We start from the raw sequence: 15,308 nt of genomic DNA on the forward strand, positions 1-15,308 counted from the left end.
TTAAAATAAAGGTTTTAAACAAAAAAACGGGCGAAGTGCCCGTTTTTTAAACTATTTAGAACTCGATTATTTAGCCAGATCCATAAGTAGTTTGTTCAGGTTCTGTACAAAACTAGCCGGATCTTTCAAACTGCCTTGTTCAGATAGAGCGGCCTGATCGTATAATACGCCAACCCATTGAGAAAATTGAGCTTCGTCTTGCACGTCAGCGAGCATTTTTACTAACTGATGCTCAGGATTCATTTCAAAATGATACTTAGCTTCTGGTACAGGTTGCCCTGCTGACTGCATTAATTTGATCATCTGAGTCGACATGCCACTCTCATCGGTGACGATACAAGCAGGTGAATCGGTTAATCTGTGAGTAAATTTTACGTCGACGACTTTGTCGCCTAGAGCCGTTTTCACACGTTCGAGCAAACCTTCAACTTCTTTTTCTGCCTGCTCTTGCTCTTTTTTGCTCTCTTCGTCTTCCAAATCACCCAGATCAAGCGCGCCACGCGCAATTGACTGGAACTGTTTCTCTTGGAATTCACTAAGGTGAGACATTAGCCATTCGTCAATACGATCTGACATAAGCAATACTTCGATGCCTTTTTTGCGGAAGATCTCAAGATGCGGGCTTGATTTAGCTGCTTGGTAGCTGTCAGCAGTTATAAAGTAGATCTTGTCTTGACCTTCTTTCATTCGGCCGATGTAATCTTCCAATGACACGGTTTGTGCGTCACTGTCGTTCTCAGTCGAAGCAAATCGCAGTAGGCCTGCAACTTTGTCTTTGTTAGCAAAATCTTCAGCTGGGCCTTCTTTGAGCACGTTACCAAATTCTTTCCAGAACAGCTGATATTTGTCGGCATCATTTTTAGCCAGACGTTCTAGCATCTGCAGAACACGTTTGGTGCAGCCTTGACGGATAGCCTGCGTGATTTTGTTGTCTTGAAGAATTTCACGAGAAACGTTCAAAGGCAGATCGTTTGAATCAAGTAAACCTTTCACAAAACGCAGGTAAACAGGCATAAACTGCTCTGCGTCATCCATAATGAAAACTCGTTGTACGTAAAGCTTTAAGCCATGGCTTTGTTCACGATTCCAAAGGTCAAAGGGAGCCTTTGAAGGGATATAAAGCAGGCTAGTATATTCAGTTTTACCTTCGACTTTATTGTGTGCATGCAGCAAAGGATCAGTAAAATCATGTGACACGTGCTTGTAAAATTCATTGTATTCTTCAGCGCTGATTTCAGACTTATCACGGGTCCACAGTGCAGTGGCTTTATTGACTGCTTCCCACTCTCCGGGCTGGGCTGCAATTTTTTCACCATCGGGTCCGTCTGACTCTGGCACTTCGTCTTTCCACATTTTAACAGGGATACCAATGTGCTCAGAATATTTGGTTATGATTGAACGCAAGCGCCAGTCATCTGCAAATTCTTTTTCGTCTTCCCTTAGGTGCAGAACGATTTCTGTTCCACGTTCAGCTTTTTCGATGTCTTTTGTGGTAAATTCGCCCTCGCCTGCAGACTCCCATTCAACACCTTTATCTGCTGAATCACCCGCTTTGCGACTGCGCACTGTTACCTTGTCTGCAACAATAAACGCAGAATAGAAGCCAACACCAAATTGGCCAATTAACTGTGAATCTTTTGCTTGATCACCTGAAAGATTGCTAAAGAACTCTTTAGTACCCGACTTTGCTATCGTTCCTAGATGTTCGATGACATCTTCTTTGCTCATACCAATACCATTATCAGAAATGGTTATGGTTTTAGCCTCTTTATCTGCACTGAGTTTAACTGCTAAGTCACCATCATTTTCAAAAAGGCTTGAGTCAGATAGCGCTTTGAATCGTAATTTATCTGCAGCATCAGCAGCATTGGAAACTAATTCACGTAAAAATATTTCTTTATTTGAGTAAAGTGAATGGATCATCAATTGAAGTAACTGTTTTACTTCCGTTTGAAATCCATGCGTTTCTTGATGAGCTGTTTCAGCCATAAACAAATTTCTCCTAATTATCACAAAACTACTTGGCTAAGAAGATGAGGCCAATTCAATGCATTTCAAGCATCTTTTTTTATTTAAATAAGGATTTGGCTAAATGGAATGAAAGAGGCGTACTAGAGCGCGCGACGCCCCGTAAATGCATGGACAAGAGTGTTACCATCAACATATTCTAGTTCGCCACCAACAGGCATTCCATGGGCTAGACGGGTTGCGCTGATTTGCTTTGCTTTACACATCTGCGCGATGTAGTGTGCGGTCGCTTCACCTTCAACCGTCGGGTTGGTAGCCAGGATAACCTCTTGAAATTTTCCTGACGCTAGCTGTTGTTCCAGTTCGTCCAAACCAATTTCATTTGGCCCAATACCGTCAATAGGTGACAAGTGCCCCATCAATACAAAGTAACGCCCTTTAAATTCTGCAGTTTGCTCGATAGACAATACATCTTGAGGAGACTCTACTATACAGAGTTGCCCACACGCTTCTCTACCTGGATCATCACATATTTCGCACAGCGAAGACTCGGTAAAGGTCCGGCATGATTGGCAGTGCTTGATGTGCTCCATCGCATCATGCAGCACTTGTGAAAGTTGCAGCGCCCCCTTGCGATTGCGCTCAAGCAAATGAAACGCCATTCGCTGAGCACTTTTTTTGCCAACACCCGGCAAATGTGTCAAAGAACTGATTAACTCAGAAATAAGAGGACTGAATTTCATGTTTGAATTTTATCGCCTGATGATTAAAACGGCATCTTAAAGCCAGGCGGCAACGGCATACCACCAGTCACTTCACTCATTTTTTCTTTACTGGTTTCTTGAACTCTGCGAACTGCGTCATTGATTGCGGCCGCAACCAGATCTTCAATCATTTCTTTATCATCATCCATCAGCGAAGGGTCGATATCGACACGTCTGACATTGTGGTTACAGGTCATAGTCACTTTAACCATCCCTGCTCCAGCTTCGCCTGTCACCTCGATTTTCGCCAGGTCTTCTTGGGTTTGCTGCATACGCTCTTGCATTTGCTGAGCTTGCTTCATGATATTACCCATGCCACCTTTAAACATAATTTGTCTCTCTTATCTTACTAAATTATCTTGGTTTTATACTGTCATCCACCACATGCGCGGCAAACGTCGACTTTAATCGATTAATATTTTCATCATTGTCAGCCACTTTCCTTGCGTGTTGCATACGCACTTGATTAATGGTTTGCTGCACAGCAAAAGGCGTATTGATGGGTTGAGTGTGCTCAACAATCAACTCAATGTCTTCATTAAAAAGCTGACTTAGCGCCTGCTGAAGTTGATTTCGTGCCGACTCTGTATCTAGATGTGGTTTCGAATCCAGCAACTTCAAGGTTACAACCTGAGCATTTTTTTCATAAGCCGAGTGCAGCGCTAATTGTTTGGTCAACGCGGTCACTTGCATTTGCTCGATTAATTGACTCCAGGTATCCAGTTGTTGTGCTGCCGTGACTTTTTCACCGCTTTGCAAAAAAGCTGGGACATCAAAATCAACTTCTACTTCAATAGGCTCATTCAAGTGAGCCATAGGGTCGAATGCTTCCGCCAGTTCGCTCTGCTCTGGTGGTGGAGCTGATTCAAGCGTTATTGGATTGGATGATTCTTCACTCCACGGCGGAGTATCACTGCTCTGTTGTTGTGAAGCAACAGGCAATTCAGGTTCATTTTTTGCTGGCTCTGTGGTTGTTAAAACCTTTTCAGACTCGTCAGCAATAGGTTGATCAAGTGAAAGGTTTTCCATTGTTGCAGAATCGTCGACATCGCTGGAGTACAAGGCAGATTCTTGAAAAGCCTTTTCTTCGGCAACCGTCTCAACCTGCTGTATTTCCGGGCTTGATTCATTTTTGAGACTATCTTCAAATTCAGCAGCGGTTGAATTCTCACCAAGCGAGGGAATTGAGGTTGGAGCCGTTTGTGAATCTAGCTTTTTGGCAGCAAATTGCTTGGGATTGAATTCCAGCTCAGACTTTTTTACTGGAGTATCAGCTACCTCCGAAGCAATCTCTTTTTGCGCTAATTGATTTTTTAGTGCGATCAAGTTCTGTGTTGACGTGATCAAAGATTCACTACTTGTGTTGTGGTCCATTTGCTTTGCCATTTCAGCTTGATGGCTAAGGTCAATCGAATTGTCTGGAGTTGGTAATGACGGCTGGGCAACAGCGGCCATGTTTTCCTCTGCATAAAAGTCAGCAAGGCTGGACTCACCTTGAGGCATCTCTTCAGAAAAGCGCTCTTCGTTGTAGTCTGGCTTTTCAAAGAAGGACGCAGAAGTTGCTTCAACTGGCACTACAGGCTTTATTTCAGCCTTGTCAGTTTCTGGCTCAGAGTCTGGTATTAAATCACTTTCAATCGCTTTTGAAGACTCAACTGCTTCGCTTTCAGAGGCATCTACTTCAGTGCTTTTTATCTGTGCACCCAACGCTTGAGCCTGTTTTAACAGCGTCTCTTGCTCAACGTTAAGAGCGTCTATCGATTGTTTGGTTTGAGCTGATGAACCGTCTTGGTGATCAGATTTAACCTGTTCAACGGCTAAGTCATTTGTTTCTTGCGAAGACAAATTCAAAGGCGATGGATTAAATGCCAACATGCGCAACAAGGTCATTTCTAAACCCACTCGCGCATCAGCAGCAAAGGGTAAATCTTTTTTACCTTGTAAAGCAATTTGATAGGCTAGCTGAACTTGCTCAGGGGGGAGCATTTTAGATAACTGGAATATCGCTCTGGCTGAGCCGGTTTCCAATTTGCACGCTTCTGGCACAAATTGCGTCAACGCCACTTGATGCAGCAAGCTCATCATCTCAGCTAAAACGTTCTCAAAATCAATTGCATGTGCTGCGAGCTTTTCAACGAGCGCCATAACTTCTTGGGCATCATTATTAAACACACTATGAACAAGTTTTAAAACCTGCCCTTTATCCATCAAGCCTAACATGTCAGTTACAACTTGAGCACTGACATTGCCATTTCCTTGGGCAATCGCCTGATCGGTTAGACTCAGCGCATCGCGCATACTACCTTGAGCAGCTCTGGACAGTTGTTGAATCGCTGAAGGCTCAAAGGTGATCTGCTCTTGCGTCAGAACATGGGTTAATTGCTGGCTAATCTGTTCTCGTGAAAGCGCTTTGAGATTAAACTGCAAACAACGGGACAATATTGTTACCGGTAACTTTTGGGGATCCGTTGTAGCGAGCAGAAACTTGACATGAGGAGGTGGTTCCTCAAGGGTTTTTAACAATGCATTGAAACTATGCTTAGAGAGCATATGCACTTCGTCGATAAGATAGACTTTGAAATCACCACGTGTCGGCTTGTACTGCACGTTATCGAGCAATTCACGGGTATCTTCAACCTTAGTGCGTGACGCAGCATCGATTTCCAATAAATCGACGAAGCTACCGTTTTCTATTTCTTTACAGGTATGACACTCACCACAGGGGTTAGCGCTCATGCCTTTATCACAGTTTAAACTTTTTGAAAAAATCCGTGCGATAGTGGTTTTACCAACACCCCGGGTGCCAGTAAACAGGTAGGCATGATGTAATCGGTTATTATCGAGTGCATTTGATATCGCACTGACAACATGCTCTTGCCCGACTAATTCGGAAAAGCGACTAGGTCGCCATTTTCGGGCCAGAACTTGATAAGCCATCAGACGTTATTCACCATCAAAATGACATAACGAGTGACACGTTACACCATGATCATTTAAACGCTTTTCACCACCTAGGTCAGGTAATGAAATAATAAAGCCAGCATGTTCAGCGATACCACCTAATTCACGAATCAAATTAGCTGTCGCAACCATAGTGCCACCTGTTGCCAACAAATCGTCAATCATTAACACGTTTTCACCAGGCTTGATGGCGTCTGCATGAATTTCCAACATATCCATGCCATATTCCAATTCATAGCTTTGCGAAATGGTTTCTCGAGGTAATTTGTTTGGCTTTCGCACCGGAACAAACCCTATTCCCAATTCAATTGCCAGAGGCGCGCCAAACAAAAAGCCTCTGGCTTCCGTTCCCGCGACTTTGTCGAATTTAAGGGGTTTGAACTGTTCTAGCAATAGCTCAATACTTTTGGAAAACGCGGTATGATCTTCAAGAATTGAGGTCACGTCACGAAACATGATCCCAGGCTTGGGGTAATCGGCGACCGTTTTGATGACCGACTTAATATATTCAGCTGACACAGACTTCCTCTTTGTGGCTTGCTTAAATTAGTATCCGTGAAAGTTCACGTTATAGATAATATACAAACCATCCAAGAAAGACGTGCATAAGTGGGATCGCAAGCAGCGTCACAATAGCCACTATAAAATATGTCCAGTTAAACGGATCAATTTGGCCTTCTTGTTCTTGCATGCTTTTCTCCAATCTTTAGGTGTTTGCAAAGCCGCAAATAGTAATGCAAAGTCGCTCAGATTAACAGTGCTTAATGATTTGGTATCAATAATATTTGTTGATCCAGTAGCTGTTCGATTGTTTGTTTGGTACCGTCACAAACTTGCTCTTCTGGCAATTGCGGCAGTGCTAACACCATTTGAGTAAGTAACTCCTCCATGGTCACAGAATCAGTGCTTTGCACTAAATTTAGCAGGTGTGCAGTGACGGCATTAACCACCGTGAATCCGACTTCAAAGTCAGCTTTTCGATAGACCACGATATAATTAGTCTCAGCAGATTTTTCCGGGTGATATTCTTCACTAATTTGATGAACTGGGAAGGCATAGCCAGCCAGTGTCGCGGTTTCAGAAAAACATAACGATGAAATGTCTTCTAGATGATCCCAAACATGTGCGTCTTGACTATGCTTTTTAATGCTAATCGCCAATTCTAGCCATTCATAATGGGCAAGCTCTTGTAAATACGGTGGATCATCAGACGTGGCCTGATGTTCGTTACTTAAGTACTCGACGAACTCTTTGCTGATATCAACAAAGTAAGGGGAACGACAATGATGATGTACAAAAAATGCACGGGCCAGTCTTTGCCATTTTTGCTCACCATAAATACTTTCCAGTACCGGAAAGCCAGAGCTGAGAAACCCTAAAACATTGTTAAAGAATAATTCTCGATACACCTTGAGACGTCGTTCCTCGATTCCGCTTGGCGCTGAAGTGTTCTCAGGGTTCCGGATGTATTCAACAAAATTGGCTTGGGTGTCTGAAAATGAAGTCATTTAGGCTAACGCTCCTATTTGACTGTGTTTGCTTGCCACACGCTTCTGAATGGAACGTATTTTTTCAACTTCCAAAAGTAAAGTTTCGATTGGAGGAATATTAAAATCGCGCTCTAATAATGTTGGGAAAACACCGTGTATTTCATAGGCTTGCTCTAAAAGATCCCATACTGGCTGGATCACGTCAGCACCATGAGTATCAACTTTTAGATCATCAGCTTCGTCATAATGACCAGCAATATGTCCATACACTATTTTGCCGGAGGGCATGGCTCGCAAGAATTCCTGAGCATCGTATTTGTGGTTAATCGAGTTTACATAGATATTATTAACATCAAGTAGCATCAAACAGCCAGACTTTTCCAGTACTTGAACTGTAAAATCAAGCTCTGACATTTCTTGTCCAGGCGCAGCATAGTAGGATACATTTTCTAGCACCAATGGCCGCTCAATTATGTCTTGCACCTGCCTAATCCGATCAACAACATGACTAACCGCTTCTTTTGTGAAAGGAATCGGCATCAAATCGTACATGTGCCCTTCGCCAGAACAATAACTAAGGTGTTCGCTGTAATAGAGTACGCTGTGTCTGTCTAAAAAGGCTTTTACATCCTTTAAAAAATTAATGTCTAATGGATCTGAGCTACCAATGGACAATGATAAACCGTGATTCACGAAATTAGTTTGTTTGGTAAACTCAGTCAGCTGTTGCTGATATTTGCCGCCCAGAGGGATCCAATTTTCGGGTGCCACTTCCCAAAAGTCGACCTGCTTTGGTATATCAGGCAATAGATCGTCGATCATTTCACGGCGTAACCCAAGCCCTACCCCTGCAAGTTTTTTTTGACTCATATTCAACCCCTGCTTGAACTAAGAACGCTCTTTTTGCTCGTATTAAGTTTAAATAAAAAAGGCCGGCAATGCCGACCTTTGTTAGCAATGCTTAATTTACAAGATTAAGCTTGGCCACCGCATTTGCCTTCGCCACACTTGCCTTCTTTCTTAGCTTTGTCGCCGCCACATTTGCCTTCGCCACACTTGCCTTCTTTCTTAGCTTTGTCGCCGCCACATTTGCCTTCGCCGCACTTGCCTTCTTTCTTAGCTTTGTCGCCGCCACATTTGCCTTCGCCGCACTTGCCTTCTTTCTTAGCTTTGTCGCCGCCACATTTGCCTTCGCCACACTTGCCTTCTTTCTTAGCTTTGTCGCCGCCACACTTACCTTCGCCGCACTTGCCTTCTTTCTTAGCTTTGTCGCCGCCACATTTGCCTTCGCCACACTTACCTTCAGCAGCGTCTTGCATGTAACCAGCGTCAAGCGTTTGAACACCAAAAGGGGTAGCATTCGCGCTTAAACTCACAGATGCAAGTGAGCCGATGACGACTGCGCCGACTGTAGTAGCGATAGTAGTTTTTTTAACTTGTTTCATGATTATTCCTATAAAATATTTTTTGTGAGTCTAAACACTTTTGTTGCATTCGGTTTATAAGACCTTTGCATGTTAAAATTTATTTCACTTTTTTTTGATTTGTTCGTTTTATCGATTATTCATCGAATAAATCCGTTGAGTAACCCATGAGCTAAGCAAAACATCAGGTTAAAAGTGAATTTGCCTTAACATAATTCGATTTCGTTGTTTTAGACAGACTGTGATCGGCGTTTCTTTCACTAAAGTTATCACAAATTTATAACAATTAAAGTTTTTGCGGGATAATTTATTGCTCAGCTGCGGAGGTTTCCGACTTCGCAACTGGTTAAAGAGAGGAATGTACGTCAGCACCGAAGTGACCACTAGAGGATTCACTTCGGTAATAATACCAATCCACATAAAGAAGTGATCAGTCAGAATGCGCCCAGCGGTTTTTGAACAAAGCGTCGCTATGCCCAAAGGGTGGTTCCCTTTCAAATAGCGACAATGCAGGTCACAAGCCGCTGGGACATTCCCTTCGGACGAGATTTAAGTGGGCGTACTCAGCGTTGCCTGAACTTAAAAGAGCCCCACTCTTGATTCATTCAAGCGCCTTGATTACGCCCATTTACTTTCTCGCTGCCTGATCATTTCTTTGTGCGGATTGGTATTAAAGCCAGGCTAACCTTTGTACTTGATTGAACAGCCGTATGGAGGAGTCAGTTTGTTGTCGATATTTTGACCAGCCAGTAATGCAGTCAGTCCTTGATCAACATAATTGGTCGCTTTAGGGATATCTGCAGGATTTGCCGACTTGATACTGTCGATTCCTCCTGCATATTTCAACTCCCCTTTAGGGTCAATAATGTACATATGAGGTGTAGTTTTTGCTGCGTACTGCTTTCCAACATTTCCTTCTGGGTCGAATAACACATGGTTTGGTGCAGCATTGCGATTGGTAGTTAGTTCGTTAGCTTTTGCTGCGTCAACATACCCTTGTTTTCCTGGTGCTGAAGATATAATCGACAACCAAACGACATCTTTTTCTGTGTATTTGCGTTGCAAGGCCTGCATGTTGTCGCTTTCATAATGTTTTTTCACGTAGGGGCATAAATGATTGGTCCATTCTAAAACCACGTGTTTGCCCTTAAAATCAGATAAGGACACAGTTTCACCGTTACTGCCCGTCAATGTGAAATCTGGTGCTGCGCTGTCTACGCTCACCTTTGCAAAAGCACTGGTACCTATAAGCAGTGCAGCGACTGTTAACCATTTTCTAACCATGTCAACGCTCCTCTCTAGCTTGATTGATTGCATTTACAACAATATTTGGGGTTAAAATTTGCGGTAGCACTTGTTTTGTCTTATCTCCCGCATACACCACATATAATGGTACGCCAGCTCGTTCATATTGGGTCAAATATGACAAAATTTCTGCATTTTTATTTGTCCAATCCCCCACCATGTATGTCACATCTGAACTGGCCAGCGCCGATTTAACCTCTTTGTCTGTTAAAGCGATTTGCTCATTCACTTTGCAGGTAATACACCAGTCTGCAGTCATGTTTACCATAACAACTTGCCCCTGCTGTTTTAACTTAGTTAATTGAAACTCGTCAAACGCAATAGCGTTCGACGGTTGATTAGATGCGGTAGACACCAATATCTGCTGAATTCCATACATGTATACGGGTAACCCTATACAAAGCAAACCAGAAATAATCATTGCCAGACGCATGAATCTGCCTGATAGCTTGTCTACCAACCAGATAAACATGCAAAAGCTGGTTAACGCGACAAGTAGTAAAAACTGAGCTTGAACACCTGCTTGCCCAGCAAACACCCAACACAACCAGGCGACAGTTAAGAACATAGGAAAAGCAAGAACCTTTTTAAATGTGACCATCCAAAGCCCAGGTTTGGGTAACATAGAAGCGAATTTTTGCGACATAAACAACAACGTTAGTGGCAAGGCAAACCCGATAGCCAGCGAATTAAATAGCAGAATAGTTATTAGTGGTTCACTTACCAAAGCTATACCCAATGCAGCCGCCATGAAGGGCGCCGTGCAAGGAGAAGCAACGATGACGGCTAGAACACCTGTGCTGAAATGGGAAAAAGAAGAATTACCCGAAACCAATGATTGACCAACACCAGCAAAACTGTTGCCAACAGGCACTGCATCTAGAAGTGTCATAGCAATGAAGGTAAACAAAAATGCGAGCAGGATCACAACAATAGGTTCTTGCATATGAAACCCCCACCCGACTTGCTGCCCGCCTAGCTGTAATAATAGAATAACGACTGCAAAAGCATTAAAACTTGCGAGCACACCCAGCAAATACGACCAGTTATGATCTGAGTTGGTGGGGTTGTTTTGTAGAGCCAGGGCTTTGATTGACAAAATTGGCAACACACAAGGCATTAAATTTAGGATCAGGCCGCCAATAAATGCCATCCCCATGTAAATAATCAGTTCAGCGCCTGACAAATCATTTGCGCCACCAGATAGGTTGACTTCACTTGTAGCGGATAAAAGCTGTGAGTCCACATAACGAGCATTTTGTCCATCTGAGAGCAGCCACTGTAATTGTGTAGCTTCACCGCTAAAGTAGGCCGACTTAGCCATCAGTATTCGTGCAGTTTGTTCTTCTCCCCAAACAATCTGCTGCTCACCTGCATGCTGGATAAGCGCACTATCAAATGGAAAGAGTGTCCATCGTGATGTGTCAAGCCCGCTAATTTCTATGGCAATGTGCTCGTCCAAAATTTCGTGTTTAGCCTTTATTAACGACAGATTTGGCAATTCGTTGCGAGCTTGCTCAAATATTGGCGCATCTTTTGAAAGCAGAGTTTCCAATTGAACAGGCAGTGAAAATCCTAATGTGGCCCACCCCGGAATACAGTCTTCTTTGCATACCAACCAAGAAATATCAACACGTATATCGACAATTTCTTCGGTTTTTATACCCTCAGGAACAGATACATCAACCATCAATAAATTAGCCCCATCAAAGCCATAGTTGACGAGATGCGCAACAGGTATCGCCTTTGGAATCGGCCATTGTATTTCACCAAACTGGAGAGGCGTATCAGATTGCCAGTCAATTTTTGGCGCTTCTCCAGAATCACCAGGGTTTCGCCAATAGGTATGCCAATCTTGTTCTGGCTCAAACAAAACGCCCAGCGTGATCGTTTGTCCCGGCACTAACGCTTGAACTTCGGACAACAAAGTGACTTGAATATGTGGACCCTGCGCCCCGGGCTTAAGATCGTTAGCGTCTGCAAAAGGGCTTGCACCAATAAAGAAAATAAGAAGAAATATATTAAGCGCAGTTTTCATGAAAAGAAGCCAATTCATCCAAGACTTTGTGTTTAACGTAACAACACAGATGTTATATCAATAAATACGGAAAAAATGAAAAAAAGGTACAGAGTTTTTCTTGCTTTGCTGGTTATGTTTGCCACTGGTGCATGCTTAAGCAAGATGAGTAGCCACGAAATGCTATCTTTGCAACAACTCAAGTGGAAACATCGCATTGTCGTCACCACGCTAGTCGATAACGATGCGGTAAATGCGCTTGCTGAGCAAATCAAAAAAAATAGTGATTTTTTTGATGAACGAAAACTTATTGTTGTGGTGAAAGTGAATGATATGCTAGTTGAAATAAAACAAAACATAATGATTGAAGGCAACAACAAAACTCAGTTTTTAAACCGGTTACAAAACAATAATACAATCTTAATAGGATTAGACGGCGGCACTAAAGCGACTTATCCAGCCTTGAATTGGCAAGAAATATTTGCCGATATCGATAGCATGCCAATGCGAAGAAACGAGATTGAAAGGAACATAAAAGATAACAAATAAAAAAGGCCCAGTCTTTCGACTGAGCCTTGTTTATATGGCGTCCCCTAGGGGATTCGAACCCCTGTTACCGCCGTGAAAGGGCGGTGTCCTAGGCCTCTAGACGAAGGGGACAGAAATTTTGTCACCAAAGCATGCTTTGGTAAATTTCTGTAAGGCGAAGTGAGCTTGCGAACTGAGCGACCTTATTTGGTCTTCAAAACAACAATCTAACTTTTCTTACAAAAACAACTTCTATCTCAACTATTTACCCAATCCGCCTAGGAATGTGGACTGAGCGTTCCTTGTTACCGACAAGCGGTCAACAAAACACATCCTGTGTTCTGGTATATGGCGTCCCCTAGGGGATTATAAAATACGTCCTGTATTTTACCCTTCGGGCCGTCGCAAGCGACGTTCAAAATGGTTCCCGACCATTTTGTCGAACCTAGGGTTCTCATCCCCTAGATTCATTTTGCTACTAAAAATCACGATTTCTAGCAGACTTCTATATGGCGTCCCCTAGGGGATTCGAACCCCTGTTACCGCCGTGAAAGGGCGGTGTCCTAGGCCTCTAGACGAAGGGGACAGAAATTTTGTCACCAAAGCTCCGCTTTGGTAAATTTCTGTAAGGCGAAGTGAGCTTGCGAACTGAGCGACCTTATTTAGTCTTCAAAACAACAAACTAACTTTATCTTACAAAAATAAAATTCTTGTCTAATCATATGCTTACTGGCCTAGGTGGTAGTAAACAATCCTTGATATTGGTGGAGCTAGGCGGGATCGAACCGCCGACCTCTTGCATGCCATGCAAGCGCTCTCCCAGCTGAGCTATAGCCCCGTGCTTATGTCACTAGTTGCTTAGCCTTGTCGCTAGCTACCATTCCTTGACAGCGGGGCGCATTCTAGGCATCTGACTTATTTATGTCAACGATTTTTTTATGAATTTTCTCTGTTTGCTATATAAATAAGCGCTTTGTCGATTCGCTGCACAATTTGCTCTTTATAGAGCAAATTTAAAGTGACATCTAAAGAGGGTGAATTGCCAGCGCCGGTCACCGCCACCCGCAATGGCATACCCACTTTACCCATACCGACTTCGAGTTCTTCAGCTGTAGCATTTATCGCCTGCTGAATGTTTTCTGGCATCCAGTCGTTGATAGCTCTCAATTTGTTTTGAACCAACTCAAGTGCAGCTTTTGCTACAGGGCGTAAATGCTTTTTCGCAGCGCCAGCGTCAAATTCCTCATAGTCCTCATAGAAATAGCGACTAATCTGCGCCAATTCTTTTAAGGTTTTAACTCGGTCCGCCTGAATTGCAATGACCGATTCCAGAGTTGGCCCATTTGAAGTGTCAATGCCCTGCTGTTCAAAATGCCAACAGGCATGTTGAGCTACTTCGCTAGCCGGTAGTGTTTTAATGTAGTGCTGATTTAACCAAACCAGTTTATCGGTATTAAATGCTGATGCTGATTGCCCTATTGCATCCAGATCGAATAATTCAATCATTTCTTCAACTGAAAATATTTCCTGATCTCCATGTGACCACCCCAAGCGTACAAGGTAATTTAGCAAAGCCTGGGGTAAGTAACCGTCATCGCGATATTGCATTACGCTTACCGCACCATGTCGTTTTGACAACTTTTTGCCGTCATCACCTAAAATCATCGAAACGTGGGCATATTCTGGTACAGGTGCTTCCAACGCATTAAGGATATTGATTTGTCGAGGAGTATTATTGATATGGTCTTCTCCACGCACAACATGAGTGATACCCATGTCCCAATCATCAACGACTACGCAAAAATTATACGTTGGTGCGCCGTCACTACGTTGAATAATTAAGTCATCCAATTCAGTGTTACTGATGTCTATTTTTCCACGAATGTGGTCGTTTATCGTTACGACACCATCAAGTGGATTTTTAAAGCGTATGGCATAGGGTTGATCAGATGGGTGATCGGTTCGGTCTCTCCACGTGCCTGGGTAACGCGGTTTTTCACCATTGGCCATTTGCGTTTCGCGAATCGAGTCTAGCTCTTCTGAGCTCATAAAACACTTATAAGCCTTCCCTTCATCTAACAATTTTTGGATCAGCTCTTTATATCTATCAAAACGTTGTGTCTGATAGTAGGGACCATCATCGTGATCCAGTCCCAACCAGGCCATGCCTTCTAGAATCGCGTCAATGGCTTCTTGCGTTGAACGTTCAATGTCAGTGTCTTCGATGCGCAGGACAAATTTGCCCCCTTTACTTTTTGCGTAAAGCCAAGAATAAAGTGCAGTTCTTGCACCACCAACGTGAAGATAACCTGTTGGACTAGGTGCAAATCGAGTAGTAATGGACATTGAATTGGATTCCTCAGAAAATAAAAGCGGAGTTTAACAGTCTCCCGCTCAGTTTAAAAAGAGTAAATCATGGTTTTAGCAAAATGTAGTGGGCCTAAATTATGACTAAGTGTAGATATCGATTTACTAAAAAACATGTTAATAAATGAAGAGAACCGAATCACATTGAATTTTTGAGTGTTTTTAATCGGATGTGAACAGAAATCAGCCATTCACACAATAAAAGTCATTTTTTCAGTTGACAGCAAAGTCCGCATATCTATAATAGCGCTCCACTTGCCAAGCACGGCAGGTTTTTTTGAAGAAGGACGCTTAGCTCAGTTGGGAGAGCATCGCCCTTACAAGGCGAGGGTCACTGGTTCAAGCCCAGTAGCGTCCACCATTTTTTAAAATGGTATGTGGGAGAGCATCGCCGCTCTTTACAAAAGACGAGGCGAGCTGGTTCAAAATCAGTAGCGTCCACCATTTTTTAAAATGGTATGTGGGAGAGCATCGCCGCTCTTTA

12 protein-coding genes and 4 tRNA genes are annotated in these 15,308 nt (G+C 43.1%); 2 read left to right on the top strand and 14 right to left on the bottom strand.

What is annotated here, in order from left to right:
- Positions 1 to 66: 66 nt before the first annotated feature.
- The 10 genes from htpG to FM019_RS07420 form a co-directional block, all read right to left on the bottom strand.
- Entirely contained in the window at positions 67 to 1,989 is a 1,923-nt protein-coding gene (gene htpG / locus FM019_RS07375; protein WP_143835278.1) for a molecular chaperone HtpG, read from the bottom strand.
- Between the two features lie 122 nt (positions 1,990 to 2,111).
- Complete coding sequence (recR, locus tag FM019_RS07380) at positions 2,112 to 2,711, bottom strand: recombination mediator RecR (RefSeq protein WP_143835279.1); 600 nt, start codon at positions 2,709 to 2,711, stop codon at positions 2,112 to 2,114.
- 23 nt (positions 2,712 to 2,734) lie between these two features.
- On the bottom strand, positions 2,735 to 3,061 hold the full coding sequence (locus FM019_RS07385; RefSeq protein WP_143835280.1) for a YbaB/EbfC family nucleoid-associated protein: 327 nt from the start codon (positions 3,059 to 3,061) through the stop codon (positions 2,735 to 2,737).
- Between the two features lie 25 nt (positions 3,062 to 3,086).
- Positions 3,087 to 5,669, bottom strand: a complete 2,583-nt coding sequence (gene dnaX / locus FM019_RS07390) for a DNA polymerase III subunit gamma/tau (protein ID WP_143835281.1) — start codon at positions 5,667 to 5,669, stop codon at positions 3,087 to 3,089.
- 6 nt (positions 5,670 to 5,675) lie between these two features.
- Positions 5,676 to 6,212 carry an adenine phosphoribosyltransferase gene (gene apt / locus FM019_RS07395; RefSeq protein ID WP_143835282.1) on the bottom strand — a complete coding sequence of 179 codons (537 nt, stop codon included), beginning with the start codon at positions 6,210 to 6,212 and terminating at the stop codon, positions 5,676 to 5,678.
- Between the two features lie 242 nt (positions 6,213 to 6,454).
- The gene (locus FM019_RS07400) at positions 6,455 to 7,201 is read right to left on the bottom strand and encodes a DUF2063 domain-containing protein (protein ID WP_143835283.1); all 747 of its coding nucleotides are present in this window, start codon (positions 7,199 to 7,201) and stop codon (positions 6,455 to 6,457) included.
- The gene (locus FM019_RS07405; protein ID WP_143835284.1) at positions 7,202 to 8,053 is read right to left on the bottom strand and encodes a DUF692 domain-containing protein; all 852 of its coding nucleotides are present in this window, start codon (positions 8,051 to 8,053) and stop codon (positions 7,202 to 7,204) included.
- Between the two features lie 104 nt (positions 8,054 to 8,157).
- Complete coding sequence (locus FM019_RS07410) at positions 8,158 to 8,628, bottom strand: hypothetical protein (RefSeq protein ID WP_143835285.1); 471 nt, start codon at positions 8,626 to 8,628, stop codon at positions 8,158 to 8,160.
- A gap of 660 nt (positions 8,629 to 9,288) precedes the next feature.
- A complete protein-coding gene (locus FM019_RS07415) occupies positions 9,289 to 9,891 on the bottom strand; it encodes a redoxin domain-containing protein (RefSeq protein WP_143835286.1) in 603 nt (200 codons plus the stop codon).
- Position 9,892: 1 nt separating this feature from the next.
- Positions 9,893 to 11,950 carry a protein-disulfide reductase DsbD gene (locus FM019_RS07420; protein WP_185969220.1) on the bottom strand — a complete coding sequence of 686 codons (2,058 nt, stop codon included), beginning with the start codon at positions 11,948 to 11,950 and terminating at the stop codon, positions 9,893 to 9,895.
- Between the two features lie 75 nt (positions 11,951 to 12,025).
- Between FM019_RS07420 and FM019_RS07425 the strand changes: the two genes are divergently transcribed.
- Positions 12,026 to 12,478 carry a DUF4174 domain-containing protein gene (locus tag FM019_RS07425; RefSeq protein WP_143835288.1) on the top strand — a complete coding sequence of 151 codons (453 nt, stop codon included), beginning with the start codon at positions 12,026 to 12,028 and terminating at the stop codon, positions 12,476 to 12,478.
- Positions 12,479 to 12,513: 35 nt separating this feature from the next.
- Here FM019_RS07425 and FM019_RS07430 read toward each other — a convergent pair.
- From FM019_RS07430 to gltX, 4 genes are all read right to left on the bottom strand, one after another.
- A tRNA-Glu gene (locus FM019_RS07430) sits at positions 12,514 to 12,589 on the bottom strand.
- A gap of 378 nt (positions 12,590 to 12,967) precedes the next feature.
- Positions 12,968 to 13,043, bottom strand: a tRNA-Glu gene (locus tag FM019_RS07435).
- Positions 13,044 to 13,219: 176 nt separating this feature from the next.
- A tRNA-Ala gene (locus FM019_RS07440) sits at positions 13,220 to 13,295 on the bottom strand.
- 98 nt (positions 13,296 to 13,393) lie between these two features.
- A complete protein-coding gene (gltX, locus tag FM019_RS07445; RefSeq protein WP_143835289.1) occupies positions 13,394 to 14,803 on the bottom strand; it encodes a glutamate--tRNA ligase in 1,410 nt (469 codons plus the stop codon).
- A gap of 306 nt (positions 14,804 to 15,109) precedes the next feature.
- Between gltX and FM019_RS07450 the strand changes: the two genes are divergently transcribed.
- Positions 15,110 to 15,185 (top strand) — tRNA-Val (locus tag FM019_RS07450).
- Positions 15,186 to 15,308 lie beyond the last annotated feature (123 nt).

It is taken from the genome of Aliiglaciecola sp. M165 (genome assembly GCF_007197995.1).
Classification (GTDB): Bacteria; Pseudomonadota; Gammaproteobacteria; order Enterobacterales; family Alteromonadaceae; genus Aliiglaciecola.